Genomic DNA, 19,132 nt, shown 5'->3' with positions numbered 1-19,132 from the left:
CTCATGCGGCTTCCCGCTCGGTGAGCTGGGAGAGCACGATCTCGCGGTAGGTCTGGTTGTCCGCCATCAGCTCGGTGTGGGTGCCGGTGCCCACGACCCGCCCGGCGTCGAGGACCACGATCTGGTCGGCGCCGCGGATGGTGGACACCCGCTGGGCGACGATGACAACGGTCGCGTCCCGCGTCTGGTCCGCGAGCGCCGCCCGCAGCCGGGCGTCGGTGGCGTAGTCGAGCGCCGAGAAGGAGTCGTCGAAGAGGTAGACCGAGGGCTTGCGGACCAGGGCGCGGGCGATGGCCAGCCGCTGCCGCTGGCCGCCGGAGACATTGGAGCCGCCCTGGGCGATGGCGGCGTCGAGCCCGCCCTCCATGGCCTCCACGAAGTCCCGGGCCTGGGCGGTCTCCAGGGCCCGCCACAGCTCCTCGTCGGTGGCGTCCGGCTTGCCGTAGCGCAGATTGGAGGCGACGGTGCCGGAGAAGAGGTACGGCTTCTGCGGGACGAGCCCGATGGTCTGCGACATCACCTCGGTGTCCAGGTCGCGTACGTCCACACCGTCGATGTGGACGCTGCCGTCGGTCGCGTCGAACAGCCGGGGCACCAGCCCCAGGAGGGTGGATTTTCCACTGCCGGTCGAGCCGATCACGGCGGTGGTCCGGCCGGGCCGGGCGATCAGCGAGATCTCGCGGAGCACCGGCTCCTCGGCGCCGGGGTAGCGGAACTCCGCGCCCCGCAGCTCCAGCAGACCGCGCCCGCCACCGGTGGCCGCGGGCGGGACCGGCACCAGCGGCGGGGCCACGCTGGTCCGGGTGTCCAGCACCTCCTGGATGCGCTCGGCGCACACCTCGGCGCGCGGCACCATCATGAACATGAAGGTGGCCATCATGACCGCCATCAGAATCTGCATCAGATAGCTGAGGAACGCGGTCAGCGCGCCGATCTCCATTCCGCCGCTGTCGATCCGGTGTCCGCCGAACCAGACCACGGCCACGCTGGAGACGTTCACCACCAGCATCACCGCGGGGAACATCAGCGCCATCAGCCGCCCGGCGCGCAGCGAGATGTCCATCAGGTCGCTGTTGGCGCCGGTGAAGCGGTCGCGCTCATGGCTGTCGCGGACGAAGGCGCGGATGACCCGGATCCCGGTGATCTGCTCGCGCAGCACCCGGTTGACGGTGTCGATGCGCTCCTGGACGCCGCGGAACAGCGGACGCATCCTGCGGATGATCAGGCTGACGATGACCCCGAGGACCGGGACGATCAGCAGCAGCAGCGCGGAGAGCGGAACGTCCTGGTTGAGCGCCATGATCACGCCGCCGATGCACATGATCGGCGCGGAGACCATCAGGGTGAAGGCCATCAGGCACAGCATCTGCACCTGCTGGACGTCATTGGTGGTCCGGGTGATCAGTGAGGGCGCCCCGAAGTGGCCCATCTCACGGGCGGAGAAGGACTGCACCCGGTCGAAGACCGCGGCCCGTACGTCCCGGCCGAGCGCCATGGCGGTGCGGGCGCTGAAGTAGACGGCGCCGATGGCGCCCACGATCTGGGCCAGGGTGACGGCGATCATGAAACCGCCGATGCGCAGGATGTAGCCGGTATCTCCCTGCACCACTCCGCCGTCGATGATGTCGGCGTTGAGCGTGGGCAGATAGAGCGTCGCCAGCGTCTGTACCAGCTGCAACAGCACGATCAGCATGATCGTTCGGTTATGGGGTCTGAGATACACCCGTATGAGTCGGACCAGCACACCGAAACAGTAAGCGAGAGCACCGGCACCGGGCCCGCCCTTTTCGGGGCCGCCGTTGGTCCCGGACCGGTGCCCGCACCCGTCATCATGGAGGCGGCAGAAGACGGGAAGGGATCGCGATGGCGATGAAGAACGCGCCCGCCGGCACCATCCGGTACTGGGCCGCGGCCCGCGCGGCGGCCGGTACCTCCGAGGAGCCGTACGCGGCGGCGACGCTGGCCGAGGCGCTCGACGCGGCCCGGCGGCGGCACACCGCGCGCCCGGAGTTCGCGCGGGTGTTGATGCGCTGTTCGTTCCTGGTCGACGGCACGCCCGTCGGCACCCGCGACCACAAGACGATCCAACTGGCCGAGGGCGGCACGGTCGAGGTGCTCCCGCCGTTCGCAGGAGGGTGACCCCGAGGTCATGAGCAACCAGCCGCACAACCCGCAGAACCCGTACGAGCCCTCTGATCCGTACGGGTCCCCGGAGACGCCGTACGGGGGACCGCAGCCGCCCGCCGATCTGTACGGAAGCTGGGACCAGGGCTGGTACGACCCGGGCCACGACCAGGCCGGGCAGCAGCAGCCGCAGCAGGGGCAGGGGTACGGCGGCCAGCACGGCCAGCACCCGCAGCACCACGGCCACCAGGCCCAGCAGCACAGTCAGCACGGCCAGCACGGCCACCAGGCCCACGCCGCCCAGCACGCCCCGCACACCCAGCAGCAGGGTCACGCCCCACACCCGGGTCACGCCCAGCAGCAGGCGTACGGGCAGCAGCAGGCGTACGGGCAGCACCCGCAGCCGTACCCGGACCCCTACGCCGCCGCGCAGCAGGGGCATCAGCAGGGATACCCGCAGCAGTCGTACACCCCCGGCTGGGACCAGCAGCACCAGCAGCCGCACCACCATCAGCAGCAGCCCGCCGCCGCGTTCGCCGCGCACGGCCCCCAGGGCCCCGCGCCCGCCACGGCGGCCCCGGCGGGCATGGCGGACCCGGGCGGTCCGGAGCACCCGTCCACCGGAGCGCCCGCCCCGTCCGAGGAGGAGTCCCGGCCGCTCACCGCCGCCGAGAAGGCCCGTGCCGAGGGCCGTCCCCAGATCCTCCACCCGGGTCTCGTCCCGGCCGCCCTGACCGCCGCCATCGCCGCGGCTCTCGCGGGGGCCGCGCCGCTGGGCCGCCCCGCGGTCGCCGTCGTGGTGGTGCTGCTCCAGGCGGTCACGGCCGCGGGCTGGTTCCGGCTGAACGGCATGTGGCCCGCCCGGCAGGGCATCGCGCTCGCCTTCGCGGGCGGGCTCGCCGCGACCGCCGGGCTGCTCGCCACCGAGCGGGTGCACGCCCCCACGGTGGTCATCGGCACGCTCGGGGTCTGGCTGCTGCTGGTGCTGGTGCTCCAGCTGCGCAGCCACAGCGCGCCGGACGAGCGGCTGTACGGCCTGACCGCCACCGTGGCCTCCACCGCCCTCGCCGTGATCGCGGCCGGATACCTGGCCACGGCCGCGGAGTCGTCCGACGCCGTGGTGGTGGGCGCGGCCGGAGTGGCGGTGGCCGTACTGGTGCGCGCGGTGCCGCTGCCGATCGCGGTGTCCGTGGTCGTGGCGCTGCTCGCCGCGGCGGGCGCGGGCGCCGGGGCCGGACAGCTCACCGGCACCGGCGCCACGGACGCCGCGGTGCTGGGCCTTGCGGCCGGGGTGTGCGCGCTGGTCGGCCACCGGGTGGCGAGCTACGACTACCCCTCCCGCTTTGTGCACATGACCGCCGGGGTGGCGCTGCCGCTCGCGGCCGCCGCCCCGGTCGTCTATGTGATCGGCCGCGCACTGGTCTGACATTCCGGGCCCCCGGCTCATCGCTCCGGTTAGGCTCACAACCTCAGGCGAGCGCCTGACCGAGAGCCAGGGGGACCCACAGCACATGCGCGCACTACGCATCACACTGATCGTCGCCGTGATACTCGGCGGTCTCTTCGTCGCCGCGGACCGCATCGCGGTGAGCATCGCCGAGTCCAAGGCCGCGGACAAGATCAAGAGCTCTCAGGGGCTGATCGGCACGCCCGATGTCTCGATCAAGGGCTTTCCGTTCCTCACCCAGGTCGTGGGCAAGGAGCTGGACGAGGTCGACATCAGCATGGAGGGGCTGACGACGGACGCGGGCAACGGCCGCAGTGTCCGGGTCTCCGAACTCGACGCCCAGCTGCACACGGTGGGCGTCTCGAGCGACTTCTCGTCCGCCACCGCGGACCGCGCCACCGGCACGGCCCACATCAGCTATGCGGACCTCTCACGCGCCGCGGGCCCCGGGATCACGGTCTCCTACGACCCGTCGGGCAAGAACCGGGTCAAGATCACCGGCAGTCTGCTGGGCTTCACCCTCACCGCGCACTCCACCATCACCGTGGTGAACGGGGACACCATCAAGCTGCACGCCGACTCCATCCCCGGCGGCACCATCCCGCGCTGGGAGGAGAAGGTCCGGGAGCGCACCGACATGGAGCGCAAGGTGGGCGGGCTGCCGACCGGGATGCGGCTGGACACGGTGAAGACCGACAAGGACGGCATGGACATCTCGGTCGCGGGGAACAACGTCGAACTGGCGGGCTGAGCCGCACGCCCGGGGCGCCCCGGCGTCCCCGGCACCCCCGCCCGCATGCGCCGAAGGACCCCGGTCCATGCAGTGAGACGATCCCGTCCGCGATAACAGATGCCCACCGCCGCCACCTGGCGCGCCGACGCCTCCTCCGGGGTGCCCTCCGATCACCATCCCACATAGCGGACAATCGCGTCTCACCATCCGACACGCCGGTGACACGCCCACCCGTCCGTCCCTACGATCGGACCCATGAAGCGACAGGCGGATCTCACGAAGCGGCGGGCAGTCGACCTGTGCCGCGTCGCCGCCATGCTCTGTCACGCCGTCTGAGACGAGGATGCGTGGCCGCCGACGAGATGCCCCGGCCCGCCCCGCCTCGGCCCGTCAGCCGGATCTTCCCGCACTTCGCTCGTACGCTCGCAACCGAGCCCGCTTCGCGCCGTCCGAGCGTGCCCTTACCGCCACCGCCGCAACTGCCCCGGAGGAGAGACACATGAGCCGCAGTGACGTCCTGGTGGACGCCGACTGGGTACAGGCCCGCCTCGATGACCCCAAGACGGTCATCGTCGAGGTCGACGAGGACACCTCGGCCTACGACAAGAACCACATCAGGAACGCCATCCGGATCGACTGGAAGAAGGACCTCCAGGACCCGGTGCGCCGTGACTTCGTCGACCAGGCCGGCTTCGAGAAGCTGCTGTCCGGGAAGGGCATCGCCAACGACGACACGGTCGTCCTCTACGGCGGCAACAACAACTGGTTCGCGTCCTACGCCTACTGGTACTTCAAGCTCTACGGCCACCAGGACGTGAAGCTGCTCGACGGCGGACGCAAGAAGTGGGAGCTGGACTCCCGCGACCTGGTCGCCGAGGTCCCGACCCGCGCGGCCACCCAGTACAAGGCCAAGCCGCAGGACGCCTCGATCCGCGCGTTCCGCGACGACGTCGTCGCGGCCATCGGCTCGCTGAACCTGGTGGACGTCCGCTCGCCCGACGAGTTCTCCGGCAAGCTGCTCGCCCCGGCCCACCTTCCGCAGGAGCAGTCGCAGCGTCCGGGCCATGTGCCCACCGCCCGCAACATCCCGTGGTCCAAGTCGGCCAACGACGACGGCACCTTCAAGTCCGACGCGGAGCTCAAGGAGCTCTACGAGGGCGAGGGCGTCGACCTGGCCAAGGACACCATCGCCTACTGCCGCATCGGTGAGCGCTCCGCCCACACCTGGTTCGTCCTGCACGAGCTGCTCGGCCAGAGCAACGTCAAGAACTACGACGGCTCCTGGACCGAGTACGGCTCCCTCGTCGGCGTTCCGATCGAGCTCGGCGCCAACAGCTGACCCCCTCCCCCCCCGACGTAAGGACAGACATCCATGTGTGGAGCCCAGGCCGGCGGTCCCGACGCCTCGACGATCAAGCCCGGTGAGACCACGATCCAGGGGTCGGTGACCCGCGACGGTGAGCCGGTGACCGGCTACGTCCGCCTGCTGGACAGCACCGGCGAGTTCACCGCCGAGGTCCCCACCTCCGCGACCGGACAGTTCCGCTTCTACGCCGCCGAGGGCACCTGGACGCTGCGCGCCCTGGTCCCCGGCGCCACCGCGGACCGCACGGTCGTCGCCCAGAAGGGCGGTCTGGCGGAGGTCGCCATCACCGTCTGACGCCACACCGCGCGTCGTACGCACGGCGGGAGGGCCGTACCCCGGGGTTGGACGCCTCGGCGGGGTACGGCCCTCCCGTCTGTCCGCGGCATCGGCTCAGGCCCGCAGGGAGCGCTGCGCATCAGCTGCCCGCGCGGCGCCCCCGGACGTATCCTGGGGATATGTACGCGCGACGCCGCCACGCATATTTCTTCCTGATGGGCGCGTGTCTGACGCTCTTCATCTCGGCGTGGGCCTTTGTCCGTCTGTGGTCGGTCCCGGCCGCCGTCGTGATGTGCATCGTCGCCATGGTTATCCCCCCGCTCGCGGCCATCGTCGCCAACCGCCGGGGCCCGGACGACCGCTGGTGGGACGAGTCGGGGGACGAGGAGTCCGACCGGTGGTGGCGGGAGCTGGACGAGCACAACCACCGCCACTGACCCGGCATCGGCCTCAGTAGACGACCGCCTGTACGCCGTCCTGCATGATCTCGCTCACGAAGACCTGGGAGCCCGCGATCCGCGCCCCCTCGATCAGATCCTTCTCCTCGATCTCCCGGCGGGCCGCGCACTGGGTGCACACCGTGATCGTGCCGCCCGCGAGGATCCCCTCGATCAGCTCCGGCAGCGGTGCCGCGTGCGGCAGCTCGAACTCCGCCGCCCGCCCCGGGAGCGCGAACCACGTGGACTCACCGGTCAGCCAGAGCGAGACCGCCACCCCGCTCGCCACGGCCACCGCCGCCACCGTGAACGCCTGAGAGCACCGCTCGGGCGCGTCCGCGCCCGCCGTCACCTTGATCACCAGCTTCTTCGCCATACGGCAAGCCTAGGGTCGGGGCCGCGCGACGCCTCCCGCCGGACCGCCGACTAGACTCGGCCCCGGTCCGTCATCCGTTCCACCGTCCCTCCGCCGCCCGCGGAGCCGGGGGACACCGTTCGAGGAGCGCGCTCGTGCTTGAGGCAGTCTTCACCACGCTGATGATCCTGGTCGCCGTCGCCACCCTTGGCTTCTGCGCACTCACCTGGAAGAAGCTGTTCCAGGGCCAGCGCTGATCCGCGCTCCCGCACCACCGCCACCGACCGCCCACCGACAGATCGCCTGAGTCCATGATCGAGATTCCCTCCGACCTCCACCCTGACCTGGTACCGCTCGTCTTCCTCCTGGGCAACTGGGAAGGGGCCGGCGTCTCGGACTTCCCGGGGGCCGAGAAGTGCAACTTCGGCCAGGAGGCGACCTTCAGCCACGACGGGCGCGACTTCATCGAGTACGTCTCGCACACCTGGGTGCTGGACTCCGAGGGCAAGAAGGTCCGCCCGCTGGAGTCCGAGACCGGCTACTGGCGGATCGACAAGGACCGCAAGGTCGAGGTCGTGATGTGCCGCGACCAGGGCATCGTCGAGGTCTGGTACGGCGAGCTGGCCGAAGGCAAGCCGCAGATCGACCTGGCCACCGACGCCGTGGCGCGCACCGCCGCCGCCGGACCCTACTCGGGCGGCAAGCGGCTCTACGGCTATGTCAACAGCGATCTGATGTGGGTCGGCGAGAAGGCCACCCCCGAGGTGGAGCTGCGGCCGTACATGTCGGCGCATCTGAAGAAGGTCGTCGACCCGCGCGAATGGGCCAAGGACCTCAAGGACCTGCCGGACGACGGCATCGCCTTCTTCCGCTGAGGCTCCACCGGCCCCCGCCTACACTGGCTTCGTGGCGACCACCGACTGGAAGACCGATCTGCGGGAGCGCGGCTATCGGCTGACCCCGCAGCGTCAGCTTGTGCTGGAAGCCGTCGACCACCTGGAGCACGCCACTCCGGACGACATCCTCACCGAGGTCCGCCGCACCGCGAGCGGGGTCAACATCTCCACGGTCTACCGCACCCTGGAGCTGCTGGAGGAGCTGGGCCTGGTCAGCCATGCCCATCTGGGCCACGGTGCCCCCACGTACCACCTCGCCGACCGGCACCACCACATCCATATGGTGTGCCGGGACTGCACGGATGTGATCGAGGCCGATGTGTCGGTGGCCGAGGCGTTCACCCGGCGACTGCGGACCGACTTCGGTTTCGACACCGACATGAAGCACTTCGCGCTCTTCGGCCGGTGCGCCGACTGCACGGCCAAGCGGGGTGCCGAGCAGGGCTCCGACGACTCCGCCAAAGGCCGAGCGGCCAAGTCGTAGGCTGAAGCTCATGAAGAGCCCTTTGCTGTCGCTGCCCGGCGCCGTCCCCGGCGAGGGCCCCGACGAAGGCGTCGCCGCCCACTACGGCGACCTGTTCCGCGAGCAGCGCACGCTCGCCGACGGATCCGGTTTTGTGGACCTCTCGCACCGCGGGGTGGTCACCGTCTCCGGAGCCGACCGGCTGAGCTGGCTGCATCTGCTGCTCACCCAGCATGTCCAGGAACTCCCCGCCGGACAGGCCACCGAGGCGCTGATCCTCTCCGCTCACGGCCATATCGAACACGCGCTCTACATCGTCGACGACGGTGAGACCACCTGGGCCCATGTGGAACCCGGGAGCCAGGGCGATCTGATCGCGTACCTGGAGAGCATGAAGTTCTTCTACCGGGTCGAGATCGCCGACCGCACCGAGGAGTACGCGGTGGTCCACCTCCCGGCCGGAAGCATCACCGAGGCCCCCGAGGACACCGTGGTGCGGGAGACTCCGCACGGCCGTGATCTGTTCCTGCCGCGCGAGCGGCTGGAGTCCTTCGCCGAGACCGCCGGACCGCCCATCGGTGTGCTGGCGTACGAGGCACTGCGCGTCGAGGCGCACCGGCCGCGGCTGGGCCTGGAGACCGACCACCGCACCATCCCGCACGAGCTGGGCTGGATCGGCAGCGCCGTCCATCTCCAAAAGGGCTGCTACCGCGGCCAGGAGACCGTGGCCCGGGTGCACAACCTGGGCAAACCGCCGCGTCGGCTGGTCTTCCTCCACCTCGACGGCAGCGAGGTGAAGCTGCCCGGCCACGGCGCGCCCATACGTCTGGCCGCGGATGGCGAGGAGGGCCGCCAGCTGGGCTTTGTCACCTCCTCCGCCCGCCATCACGAACTGGGGCCGATCGCGCTGGCGCTGGTGAAGCGGAACGTTCCGGTGGACGCGGAGCTGCTGGCGGACACGACGGCGGCGGCGCAGGAAGTGGTCGTCGAGCCGTAGCCGCTCCGCGCGGTGCGGTGGCTTTGGGGCCGTCCTTGCGGCCGCGGCTGAGTCGTGGCTGATCGCGCAGTTCCCCGCGCCCCTTTGGGCGCCCCTGCGGGGGCACCAGCAGCCTCAGCCGTAGCCGCTCCGCGGGGTGCCCCGGGATGCCGTCCTGCGTCCGCGGGCGCGCGGTGGCTGGTCGCGCAGTTCCCCGCGCCCCGGCGGGGCGCGGTCAGAGCACGTCGCTGGCGGTGTCCGCGAGTCGGCTGCGGGCGGCTCGCGCGGCCGGAAGGGTCGCCGCGGCCACCGCCCCGGCCACCGCCCCGGCGCCGATCAGCACCAGCACACCCAGCGGCGGGGCCTGGGCGATCCCCGCGCCCATCCCGCTGCTGCGGCCCTGGAGGTCGATCATCCAGCCGGAGGCGAACGTCCCGATCACCGTGCCCGCCAGGGCCGCGGCCAGGGCCGTGAACCCGGTCCCGGCCACGATCACCGCGGCGATCTGGCGCGGGGTCAGCCCGATCGCCTTGAGCGCGAGCAGATCGCGGCGGCGGTCGCGTACCGCCGCGCCGATCGTCGTCGACAGTTCGGCCAGGCCGATCAGCCCGAGCACCGCGATCAGTCCGAGGGTCACCCCGCGGACGGCGGAGAGCCGGTCGGCCGGGTTGGGGATCTCCCGCACCTCCATACGGCCGTGCGAGGCGTCGGCCAGCGAGGCGCTGACCGCCTCGGGACTGGCGCCGGGGCGCAGGCCCAGGTGGTAGAAGTCCGGCTCCAGCTTCGGGTCGCGTTCGCGGAGGGTGTCGATCGAGGTGGAGATCACCCGGCCACCCTGCTCCGGCTCGATGCTGCGCCCGACGATATGCAGCACCTGGGGGCTGCTGCCGACCGTCATCCGGACCCAGTCGCCGACCTTCACATCGAGCAGGTCGAGCAGACCCTGTCCGGCCACCGCCTCGTCCTCGCCGTGGGCGGGGCGGCCTTCGGCGACGGAGAACGGATAGGGGTGCCGGTCGGTGCCCAGCCCCTGGAGGGTGATCGTCCCGGTCTGTCCGGGGACCAGAGCCTCGGTCTCGGTGCCCGGGTAGACGGCGGTGACCTCGGGGTCCTTGCTGAGCAGGGCGCGGATCCGGGCGTCGGAGAGCCCCTCGGCGCGGGCGGCGAGCGGGGCGGCAAGACCGATCTTCTCCGGGTGGCTCTCGAACCGGTCCAGGGTGGTCCAGGTCCCCACGGCGACCGTGATCAGCAGCAGCGGCAGGGCGAGCCGCCCGATGGACGCGAGGGAGCGCACCGGACGGTGGAAGGCACCGCGCCAGCCGAGCACCAGCGCGGGCGGCAGCCGCATCCCGAGCGCCCGCCGGGCGGTGCCGGACATCCGGCGGCCGGGGTCGGTGGCGGCGCGGGCGACCGGCACCGGCGGCACCCGGCCCGCGCGCCAGGCGGCCAGGCAGGTGGCGGCGGCGATGAAGACAACGGCGCCGCCCACGATCGCGAACGGGGCCCAGCGGTGCTCCGGAAGCGCCTGCCACAGCGCCACCGCCTCCCCGATCCGGCCGGGCAGACGCGGGCCCAGCACCTCGGCGAGGACCGCGCCGCAGACCACACCCAGCAGTGACAGACCCAGATGCTGGACCAGGAACATCCGCACGACCTGGCCGGGGGCGAAGCCGATCGCCTTGAGCACCGAGATGTCCCGCAGATGGCCGCGGACCCGGGTGGTGATCGCACCGCCCACCGCCAGCGCCGCGGCCAGCAGCGCGCCGAGCCCGAACAGGCCGAGCAGCTGGCCCAAGAGCCGGTCGTCGCCCACCGCCTCGGCCCGCGCCCGCTGCCACAGGGAGATTCCGGTGACCTGGTCGGCGCCGAGTTCGGTGACCGCCCTCTGCACCGCGAAGTCGGTGTCCGTCGGGTCCTGCAACCGCAGTCCGATGGCCTGGCCGAGGTGGTCGGGGCGCGTTTCGACCGAGCCGAGGGTGGTGGGCAGCACCCAGCCGACCCCCGGGGTCTCGCCCGGGTCGAAGCCCGGTTCGGCGGTCTCCGCGACGCCCGCGACCCGCAGCGTACGGGCCTTCTCCCCGGGGGCGCGGACGGAGAGCGCATCGCCCGGTTCGGCCCACAGCGCGCGGGCGACCGAGCTCTCCAGCACGATGCCGTCGCGTGCGCCCGCGGAGAGCCAGTGGCCGTCAGTGATCAGCGGACGGGCGGTCTCCGGCTCCTCGGGTCCGGCGGCGCGCAGCTCCAGGGAGGCGCGGGCACCGCCGCGTTCGAGGGTGGCGCGGGCGGTACGGAACGGTCCGGAGGCGGCCTCGACCCCGTCCTGTTTTGCCAGTGCTGCGGCGTCGGCGGCGGCCCGGGTGTGGATCCACACATGGGCGCCGGAGGACTGGGTGAACACCCGTTGCCAGGGGTTGGCCGCATAGGCGAAGAACGCGCTCGCCAGCAGCAGCGAGACGATGATCCCGGCGGTGGCGAGCACGGTGAACAGGGCCGCGCCGCGGTGTGCCCGCAGATCGGCGTGTGCCCAGCGCAGGGTGGCCCGCACCGTGGTCAGCCCTTCAGCTCGAGGACGTCGGCCACTCCGCCGCCACGGCGTCCGCCGCCGCCCTGGAGCGCCACGTCGTCGACGACCTGGCCGTCGAAGAAGCTGATCACGCGGTCGGCGGCGCTGGCCATCCGGGCGTCATGGGTGACCAGCACGATCGTCTGGCCGCGCTGGTGGAAGCGGGACAGCAGCCGCAGCACCTCCCGGGTGCCCTTGCTGTCCAGGCTGCCCGCGGGCTCGTCGGCCAGCAGCACGCTCGGGGTGTTGACCAGCGCGCGGGCCAGGGCGACCCGCTGCTGTTCACCGCCGGACAGCTCGGCGGGCATGCTCTGCTCCTTGCCCGCCAGGCCCAGCTCGGCGAGCAGCTCCTCGCGGCCCGCCCTGGCCTGCCGCGGGGTGGACCCGGCCAGCAGCGCGGGCAGCTCCACGTTGTCGGCGACGGTGAGGTTGGAGACCAGGTTGAAGAACTGGAAGACGATGCCGATCTTCTTGCGGCGCAGTACGGCCCAGCGGGCCTCGCTGTAGGCGTCGACCTGGCGGCCGTCCAGCCAGAGGGAGCCGCTGTCGGGGCGGTCGAGGCCGCCCAGCAGATGGAGCAGGGTGGACTTGCCCGCTCCGGAGGGTCCGGTGACCGCGACGAACTCGCCGCGCTCGACATGCAGGTCGACTCCGCGGACCGCCTCGACCGGGGCGGTGCCCTCGGTGCGGTAGGTCTTGACCAGGCCCTCGGCCCGCAGGATCGAGTCCGCGGACGGCCCGGCGGCGGACCCGGTCCGGTGGGCCGATTCCTCGCGGCTCATCTCTGCTCCTCCTCCAGATCCTCCTGGCAGCGCTCCAGCCAGTCGAGGTCGGCCTGGAGGTGCAGCATGGCCCCTTCTATGAGCAGCTGGGGGATCCGGTTGTCCCGCTCCTCGGCCGCGGCCAGCCTGGACAGGTCGCGCATGGCATTGAGGTAGTGCCGGCGCTGCTTGTTGATCAGGCCGATCTGGTCGACATCCCCGGTGTGGGGGGCGAGGGCGAGCTTCATGAAGAACTCGTCCCGTACCCGCGGCTCATCCGTCGGCTCCTCGAACCATAGGGCCAACGCTTCGCGCCCGGCGTCGGTGAGCCGGTAGATGCGCTTGTTGGGCCGGGTCGACTGGGCAACATCCTCGCCCTCGATCAGACCGGACTTCTGGAGCCGGTTGAGAGTGACGTAGATTTGTCCGATGTTGGGCTGAGGGTACGCGGAGCCCAGGAGCTTCTCAAGAGCCTGCTTCAGCTCGTAGCCGTGGGCGGGTCCGCGCGAGAGTAGCGCCAGCAGCGGGAGCCGCACCCCTGCCCTCCTCCGCCGAGCCGTACATGTCCGTTAGGGGCCATTTCCGACTGTGTGCCGGATCGCCCTCGTATCTTCCTGCAACGTCTAGTATCCCGCATGCCTAACAGGTATACAGGTGGCCGGATGCCGGTAGCCGGATCCGGCCGGCTGTACGCACGCGCAAGGAGGGACCGATGCGGTGGACACACGCCGCCGGCAGGGCCCTCCTCGTCACCACGCTGCTGCTGGCGGGCCAGGCGGGCGCGCGGGGCCCGGACGGGGAACCGGCGGCCGCCGAAGGAGGCGGCCGCGGTCCGATCACCCTGGTCACCGGAGGTGACCTCACCAGCTATCTGCGCGGAGTGCTGGACGGCTGGAACCGTGCGCACCCGGCGGAGAAGGCCACGCTGATCGAGCTGCCGGACGCCGCCGACGAGGTGCGCGCGCAGATGGTCAGCGGACTGCGCTCCGGGAGCGACCGCTTCGATGTGCTCAACATCGACGTGGCATGGACCTCGGAGTTCGCCGCGGCCGGATGGATCTCCCCGCTGAACGCCGACCGCTTCCCGCTGGACCGCTTCCTGCCGCCGGTGGTGAACACCGCCACCTTCGGCGGGCGGCTGCGCGCGGTGCCGTATGTGACCAACGCGGGGCTGCTCTACTACCGCAAGGACATCCTCGCCCAGGAGCATGAGAAACCGCCCCGGACCTGGGCGGAGCTGAAGCGTCTCGCCAGGACCGCCGCCCCGGCGCACGGCCTGGACGGCTACGCGGGCCAGTTCCTGCCGTACGAGGGGCTGACCACCAATGTCACCGAGGCCGTGCAGTCGGCGGGCGGGACCATCCTCGGCGACGAGGGCGCCAAGGTCACCGTGGACTCCGCGGCCACCCGCCGGGCGCTGGACTTCCTGACCGGTGGGGTGCGGGACGGCTGGATACCCAAGGAGGCCCTCCGCTACAAGGAGGAGGAGTCGCGGCGGGCGTTCCAGAACGGCCGGCTGCTGTTCCTGCGCAACTGGCCCTATGTGTACTCGCTGGCCAACGCCCCGTCCTCACCCGTCGCCGGCAAGGTCGGCGCGGTTCCGCTGCCGGGCCCGGACGGCCCCGGCTCCAGCGTTCTGGGCGGCTCCAACCTCGCCGTCAGCGCGCATTCCAAGCACCAGAAGTCGGCCACCGACCTGATCGCCTATCTCACCAGCGAGCGGGTCCAGCGCCAGGTCCTCGCCAAGGGGGCACTGCCACCGGTGTGGGCCGATCTGTACACCGATCCCGCACTGGTGCGGAAGTACCCGTATCTGCCGACGCTCCGCAAGAGCGTGCTCACGGCCAAGCCGCGCCCCAAGAGCCCCCGCTACGACCAGGTGAGCCTGACCGTCCAGGCCGTGGTGCACGACGCGCTGGCGCAGCGGCAGTCCACCGAGCAGACGGTGGCCCGGCTGCGGCGCGAGCTCGGTGACGTCGTCCGCGAGGACTGACCCTCCGGCTGCCCTCCCCGCGCTTCCCCGTCCGGGACTCCGCTTCCTAGTTACGTGTTAGGTATGCGGGGCGCCCTGAAGTGCCGGTCAAAATACCGCATACCTGGACAGCTGTTCGTTACTTCTGTGATTTTCGTTGACACCCGTTCGCCATGCTTACTTAACATGCATGCATAACAGCCGACAATGGCGTGCGGCGCACGCCCGCTGAGAACGGGTAAACGGCACGATGCTCACAGCCACGGCCGCGAACGGCCCCTCGCCCTCCCCTGCGGACCTCTCGCAGCGGCACTGGTGGCGCGACGCGGTGATCTACCAGGTCTACATCCGCAGCTTTCTGGACAGCACCGGCGACGGCATAGGCGATCTGGCCGGGGTCCGCGCCGGACTGCCGTACCTCAAGAAGCTGGGTGTGGACGGCATCTGGCTGAGCCCCTTCTACCCCTCGCCCCAGCACGACCACGGCTATGACGTCGCCGACTACCGCGATGTGGACCCGATCTACGGCGATCTCGCCGAGTTCGACACCGTGGTGACCGACGCCCACCGGCTGGGCATGAAGGTCCTGGTCGACATCGTCCCCAACCACTGCTCCAGCGAGCACCCCTGGTTCCGGGCCGCGCTGGCGGGCGCCCCCGGCGGCCCGGAGCGGGAGTACTTCCACTTCGCCGACGGCCGCGGGGAGAACGGCGAACTGCCGCCCAACAACTGGCGCGCCATGTTCGGCGGCCCCGCCTGGTCCCGGGTCCGGGAGGCCGACGGCAGCGAGGGCCAGTGGTACCTGCACCTGTTCACCCCCGAGCAGCCCGACCTCAACTGGCGCAACCCGGCCGTCGGCGAGTACTTCCTCGACGTCCTGCGGTTCTGGCTGGACCGCGGTGTCGACGGCTTCCGCATCGACGTGGCCGCGGGCCTCTTCCGCCACCCCGAGCTCCCCGACTCCCCCGACCCGGAGGCCGATGAGCGCACCCGCGACTCGGTCAACCCGCTGGCCTGGAACCAGCCCGAGGTGCACCAGGTGTGGCGCGACTGGCGCGCGGTGTGCGACGCGTACGCGGAAGCCGACGGCCATGACCGGCTGCTGGTCGGCGAGGTGTCGGTGCCCACCGCCCGGGAGCACGCCGCCTATGTCCGCCCCGACGAGCTGCACCAGGCGTTCTTCTTCCATCTGCTCAGCGCCCGCTGGGATGTGGACGCCTTCCGGAACACCATCACCGAGGCGCTGCGCGACATCGCCGGGACCGGCTCCACCGTCACCTGGGTGCTCAACAACCACGACCAGGTCAGGACCGTGACCCGGTACGCCTCCGGCCCGGCCGGGGAGGGCGACACCACCACCGACCACGGTCCGGCGCGGGCCCGCGCCGCCGCCCTGCTGATGCTGGCGCTGCCCGGCGCCGCGTATGTCTACCAGGGCGAGGAGCTGGGCCTGCCCGAGGTGCTGGACCTGCCCGACGAGGTGCTCACCGACCCGATCTTCCGCAGGACCGGCAGCCGCCGGCACGTCCGCGACGGCTGCCGGGTGCCGCTGCCCTGGTCCGGTCTCGCCTCCCCGTTCGGCTTCACCCCCGCCGAGGGCGGCGCCCGGCCGTGGCTGCCGCAGCCCGAGTGGTTCGCCGAGCACGCCACCGACCGGGCGCTGGCCGACACCCGTTCGTTCTGGCACCTCTACCGCGACGGGCTCCATCTGCGCCGCAGCCTCCCCCAGCTCGGCGAGGGCACCCTGCGCTGGCTGGAGTCCCCGCCCCAGGTCCTCGCCTTCGTCCGGGGCGACGGCCTGGTGTGCGCGGTCAACTTCGGCACCGAACCGGCCCCCGCGCCGGTCTCCGGAACCCCCCTGCTGGCCAGTGGCGACTGCCCGGTCGGCATCCTCCCCGGCTCCACCGCCGCCTGGTGGATCAGCGACCTCGACCCCCGATAGCTCCAGCGAAAGGACATCCCCGATGAGACGCATAGTGACCGCAACCGCGACCGTCCTCGGTCTCGCGCTGACCGCGACCGCCTGCGGCGGTGGCGACGGCGACTCCGCCAAGGGCGAGCAGAAGCTCAAGGGCCAGACCGTGAACGTGGCGGGGGTCTGGACCGGTGTGGAGATGAAGAACTTCAAGAAGGTGCTGGACGCCTTCTCGGAGAAGACCGGCGCCAAGACCAACTTCGTCCCCACCGGTGACAACGTCTCCACCGTCATCGGCAGCAAGATCGAGGGCGGCAAGGCCCCCGACGTGGTGATGGTGCCGCAGGTCGGCGTGCTCAAGCAATTCGCCAAGAAGGGCTGGCTCACCCCGCTGTCGGAGAAGGTCGGCGCCAAGGCCGGAGCCACCTTCGCCACCGTGTGGAAGAAGTACGGCACCGTCGACGGCACCTACTACGGCCTGTACTTCAAGGCGTCCCACAAGTCCACGGTCTGGTACGCCCCGCAGGCGCTGGAGCAGGCCGGGGTGCAGCCGCCGAAGAGCTACGACGAGATGCTCAAGATGGCCAAGACCGTCTCCGACTCCGGGACACCGGCCTTCTCCGTCGGCGGTGAGGACGGCTGGACCCTCACCGACTGGTTCGAGAACATCTACCTCTCGCAGGCCGGTCCCGAGATGTACGACAAGCTGGCCTCGCACAGCATCCCCTGGACCGACCCCACCGTGGTCAAGGCGCTGACCACCCTGGGCAAGCTGTTCGGCGACAAGAACCTGGTGGCCGGGGGCAGTGCGGAGGCGCTGCGCACCGACTTCCCCGAGTCGGTGGAGAACGTCTTCGGCAGTGAGCCCAAGGCGGGCATGGTCTACGAGGGCGACTTCGTGGGCGGTCTGGTCTCCGGCCAGTTCAAGAAGAAGGTCGGAACGGACGCCAGGTTCTTCCCCTTCCCCGCGGTGGGCGGCAAGAAGGCCCCGGTGGTCAGCGGCGGCGACGCCGCGGTGGTGCTCAAGGCGGGCAAGAACCAGAAGGCCGCCATGGCGTTCCTGGAGTACCTGGCCAGCCCCGAGGCCGCCGAGGTGTGGGCCGAGGCGGGCGGATTCGTCTCCCCCAACACCAACCTCAAGCCCACCGCCTACAAGGACGAGACCACCCGCGCGATCGCCGAGTCGCTGGTCGACGCCGGGGACAACGTCCGGTTCGACATGTCGGACCAGGCCCCGGCCGCGTTCGGCGGGACCGTGGGCACCGGTGAGTGGAAGATCCTCCAGGACTTCCTGAAGGACCCGTCGGACCCGAAGGCCACCGCAGCGAAGCTCGAGGCCGCGGCGGCCAAGGCCTACAAGGACTGAGTGCCCGTCATGTCTGCCACTGACCGCAAGGTGCTGCCCGCGACCGCGGGCAGCACCCCGTCCGGGCCCACGCCCCGCAGCCGTGCGGCCCGCCGGCGGAAGCTCATCTCGCTGGCCTTCCTGCTGCCGGCGCTGCTGATCCTGGGCGCCCTGGTCGCCTACCCGATCCTCTTCTCGGTCGGGCGCAGCTTCTTCGACGCCTCGGGCGACACCTTCGTCGGTGCCGACAACTACACCGAGATGTTCCAGGATCCGGCGACGATGAAGGCGATCCGCAACAGCGCGATCTGGGTCATCGTGGCTCCGGTCCTGCTCACCGGTCTCGGTCTGATCCTCGCGGTGCTCACCGAGAAGATCCGCTGGGCGACCGCCTTCAAGCTGCTGATGTTCATGCCGATGGCGATCTCCTTCCTCGCCGCGGGCATCATCTTCCGCGTCGCCTATGAGCAGGACCCCGACCGGGGCGTGCTCAACGCGGTGACGGTCGGCGTCCACGACGCGTTCTCCGGGGACACCGCCGGATACCCGACGGCCCACCCGCAGAACCCCCGGACGATCCCGGCACAGAAGGACGGTTCGTACCGGACGGCGAAGACCGCCTCCCCCGGTGACACGGTCAACCTCGGTCTGGTCGGCGTTCCGCCCAAGGACGTGCCCAAGGAGGCCAAACCCGCCCGCCAGGCGTCCTCGGCCCCCGCGGCCAAGGGCGAGCTGCGGGGTGTGGTCTACATCGACTTCACCCTCGGCGGCGGCGGCAAGCCGGGCCGGGTGGACCCGACCGAACGCGGACTGCCGCAGCTCGCGGTGGAGGCGGTGCGGGACGGCAAGGTCGTCGCCACCGCCACCACCGGGAACGACGGCGCGTACCGCTTCGAGGACCTGCCGCCCGGCGACTACGCACTGCAACTGCCGAAGAAGGACTTCGCCGAGGCGTACCAGGGGATCTCCTGGCTGGGCCCGTCGCTGATCACCCCGGCGATCATCGGTGCCTATCTGTGGATCTGGACCGGCTTCTCCATGGTGCTCATCGGCGCGGGTCTTGCCTCGCTGCCGCGGGACGCCCTGGAGGCGGCCCGGATGGACGGCGCGAATGAGTGGCAGATCTTCCGGAAGATCACCGTCCCGCTGCTCAGCCCGGTGCTGGGCGTGGTCTTCGTGACCACGGTGATCAATGTGATGAAGGTCTTCGACCTCGTCTACATCATCGCGCCGGGGCCGGTGCAACAGGACGCGAGCGTACTGGCCACCCGGATGTGGCTGGTCTCCTTCGGCGGCGGCAACAACCAGGGTCTCGGCAGCGCGCTCGGCGTTCTGCTGCTGGTGCTGGTGGTCCCCGCCATGGCCCTGAACATCCGTCGCTTCCGCAGGAGCCAGTCATGACCCTCCACGACACCGCCGGACGGGAACCCGGCGCGCCCGTGGCCGCACCGGCCACCGCGACCCCCGCGAAGACACCCGCGGCTCCCCGCCGGTCCGGGCGGG

At 71.1% G+C, this 19,132-nt stretch carries 19 protein-coding genes; 14 read left to right on the top strand and 5 right to left on the bottom strand.

Going from position 1 to position 19,132, the window contains the following annotated elements; all coding sequences use genetic code 11:
- Nucleotide 1: 1 nt before the first annotated feature.
- Nucleotides 2-1,693, bottom strand: coding sequence for an ABC transporter ATP-binding protein (locus JK363_RS34500; protein WP_215911557.1), 1,692 nt, complete (start codon nt 1,691-1,693; stop codon nt 2-4).
- Nucleotides 1,694-1,863: 170 nt separating this feature from the next.
- Here JK363_RS34500 and JK363_RS34495 point away from each other — a divergent pair, with 170 nt between their 5' ends.
- The 7 genes from JK363_RS34495 (at nt 1,864) to JK363_RS34470 (ending at nt 6,383) form a co-directional block, all read left to right on the top strand.
- Nucleotides 1,864-2,139, top strand: a complete 276-nt coding sequence (locus JK363_RS34495) for a MoaD/ThiS family protein (RefSeq protein WP_201881380.1) — start codon at nt 1,864-1,866, stop codon at nt 2,137-2,139.
- A 10-nt stretch (nt 2,140-2,149) separates the two neighbouring features.
- On the top strand, nt 2,150-3,550 hold the full coding sequence (locus JK363_RS34490) for a hypothetical protein (RefSeq protein ID WP_201881379.1): 1,401 nt from the start codon (nt 2,150-2,152) through the stop codon (nt 3,548-3,550).
- An 85-nt stretch (nt 3,551-3,635) separates the two neighbouring features.
- On the top strand, nt 3,636-4,322 hold the full coding sequence (locus JK363_RS34485; protein WP_201881377.1) for an LmeA family phospholipid-binding protein: 687 nt from the start codon (nt 3,636-3,638) through the stop codon (nt 4,320-4,322).
- 237 nt (nt 4,323-4,559) lie between these two features.
- Complete coding sequence (locus JK363_RS44800; protein WP_362448143.1) at nt 4,560-4,640, top strand: putative leader peptide; 81 nt, start codon at nt 4,560-4,562, stop codon at nt 4,638-4,640.
- Between the two features lie 163 nt (nt 4,641-4,803).
- Nucleotides 4,804-5,643, top strand: a complete 840-nt coding sequence (locus tag JK363_RS34480) for a sulfurtransferase (RefSeq protein WP_201881376.1) — start codon at nt 4,804-4,806, stop codon at nt 5,641-5,643.
- Nucleotides 5,644-5,676: 33 nt separating this feature from the next.
- Nucleotides 5,677-5,964 carry a DUF1416 domain-containing protein gene (locus JK363_RS34475; RefSeq protein ID WP_201881375.1) on the top strand — a complete coding sequence of 96 codons (288 nt, stop codon included), beginning with the start codon at nt 5,677-5,679 and terminating at the stop codon, nt 5,962-5,964.
- A 161-nt stretch (nt 5,965-6,125) separates the two neighbouring features.
- Nucleotides 6,126-6,383, top strand: coding sequence for a DUF3099 domain-containing protein (locus tag JK363_RS34470; RefSeq protein ID WP_201881374.1), 258 nt, complete (start codon nt 6,126-6,128; stop codon nt 6,381-6,383).
- 13 nt (nt 6,384-6,396) lie between these two features.
- Here the strand turns inward: JK363_RS34470 and JK363_RS34465 are convergent, their stop codons facing one another.
- A complete protein-coding gene (locus JK363_RS34465) occupies nt 6,397-6,759 on the bottom strand; it encodes a DsrE family protein (protein WP_201881373.1) in 363 nt (120 codons plus the stop codon).
- A gap of 290 nt (nt 6,760-7,049) precedes the next feature.
- Here JK363_RS34465 and JK363_RS34460 point away from each other — a divergent pair, with 290 nt between their 5' ends.
- The 3 genes from JK363_RS34460 to ygfZ are packed head-to-tail and all read left to right on the top strand — an operon-like array spanning nt 7,050 to nt 9,094.
- On the top strand, nt 7,050-7,613 hold the full coding sequence (locus tag JK363_RS34460) for a heme-binding beta-barrel domain-containing protein (protein WP_201881372.1): 564 nt from the start codon (nt 7,050-7,052) through the stop codon (nt 7,611-7,613).
- A 31-nt stretch (nt 7,614-7,644) separates the two neighbouring features.
- Nucleotides 7,645-8,118 carry a Fur family transcriptional regulator gene (locus tag JK363_RS34455; RefSeq protein WP_201881371.1) on the top strand — a complete coding sequence of 158 codons (474 nt, stop codon included), beginning with the start codon at nt 7,645-7,647 and terminating at the stop codon, nt 8,116-8,118.
- A 10-nt stretch (nt 8,119-8,128) separates the two neighbouring features.
- On the top strand, nt 8,129-9,094 hold the full coding sequence (ygfZ, locus tag JK363_RS34450) for a CAF17-like 4Fe-4S cluster assembly/insertion protein YgfZ (protein ID WP_201881369.1): 966 nt from the start codon (nt 8,129-8,131) through the stop codon (nt 9,092-9,094).
- 214 nt (nt 9,095-9,308) lie between these two features.
- Here ygfZ and JK363_RS34445 read toward each other — a convergent pair whose 3' ends face one another.
- From JK363_RS34445 to JK363_RS34435, 3 genes are read right to left on the bottom strand one after another with little or no spacing between them, the layout of a single operon-like run.
- On the bottom strand, nt 9,309-11,618 hold the full coding sequence (locus JK363_RS34445; RefSeq protein WP_201881367.1) for an FtsX-like permease family protein: 2,310 nt from the start codon (nt 11,616-11,618) through the stop codon (nt 9,309-9,311).
- A 5-nt stretch (nt 11,619-11,623) separates the two neighbouring features.
- Nucleotides 11,624-12,418: an ABC transporter ATP-binding protein gene (locus tag JK363_RS34440; protein ID WP_201881364.1), complete on the bottom strand. Its 795-nt coding sequence runs from the start codon at nt 12,416-12,418 to the stop codon at nt 11,624-11,626.
- On the bottom strand, nt 12,415-12,933 hold the full coding sequence (locus tag JK363_RS34435; RefSeq protein ID WP_201881362.1) for a PadR family transcriptional regulator: 519 nt from the start codon (nt 12,931-12,933) through the stop codon (nt 12,415-12,417). The genes JK363_RS34440 and JK363_RS34435 overlap by 4 nt, the downstream gene beginning before the upstream one ends.
- Before the next feature lie 176 nt (nt 12,934-13,109).
- Here JK363_RS34435 and JK363_RS34430 point away from each other — a divergent pair, with 176 nt between their 5' ends.
- The 4 genes from JK363_RS34430 (at nt 13,110) to JK363_RS34415 (ending at nt 19,030) form a co-directional block, all read left to right on the top strand.
- Nucleotides 13,110-14,390, top strand: coding sequence for an ABC transporter substrate-binding protein (locus JK363_RS34430; protein ID WP_201881360.1), 1,281 nt, complete (start codon nt 13,110-13,112; stop codon nt 14,388-14,390).
- Nucleotides 14,391-14,619: 229 nt separating this feature from the next.
- On the top strand, nt 14,620-16,311 hold the full coding sequence (locus JK363_RS34425) for a glycoside hydrolase family 13 protein (protein WP_201881358.1): 1,692 nt from the start codon (nt 14,620-14,622) through the stop codon (nt 16,309-16,311).
- 22 nt (nt 16,312-16,333) lie between these two features.
- Complete coding sequence (locus JK363_RS34420; RefSeq protein WP_201881355.1) at nt 16,334-17,650, top strand: ABC transporter substrate-binding protein; 1,317 nt, start codon at nt 16,334-16,336, stop codon at nt 17,648-17,650.
- Nucleotides 17,651-17,659: 9 nt separating this feature from the next.
- The gene (locus JK363_RS34415; RefSeq protein WP_201881353.1) at nt 17,660-19,030 is read left to right on the top strand and encodes an ABC transporter permease subunit; all 1,371 of its coding nucleotides are present in this window, start codon (nt 17,660-17,662) and stop codon (nt 19,028-19,030) included.
- Nucleotides 19,031-19,132 lie beyond the last annotated feature (102 nt).

Origin of the sequence: Streptomyces coffeae, from assembly GCF_016741875.1 — a bacterium.
In the GTDB taxonomy this organism is placed as follows: Bacteria; Actinomycetota; Actinomycetes; order Streptomycetales; family Streptomycetaceae; genus Streptomyces; species Streptomyces coffeae.
The sequence above is the reverse complement of the archived record's forward strand: the minus strand, read 5'-3'. Positions and strand labels throughout refer to the sequence as shown.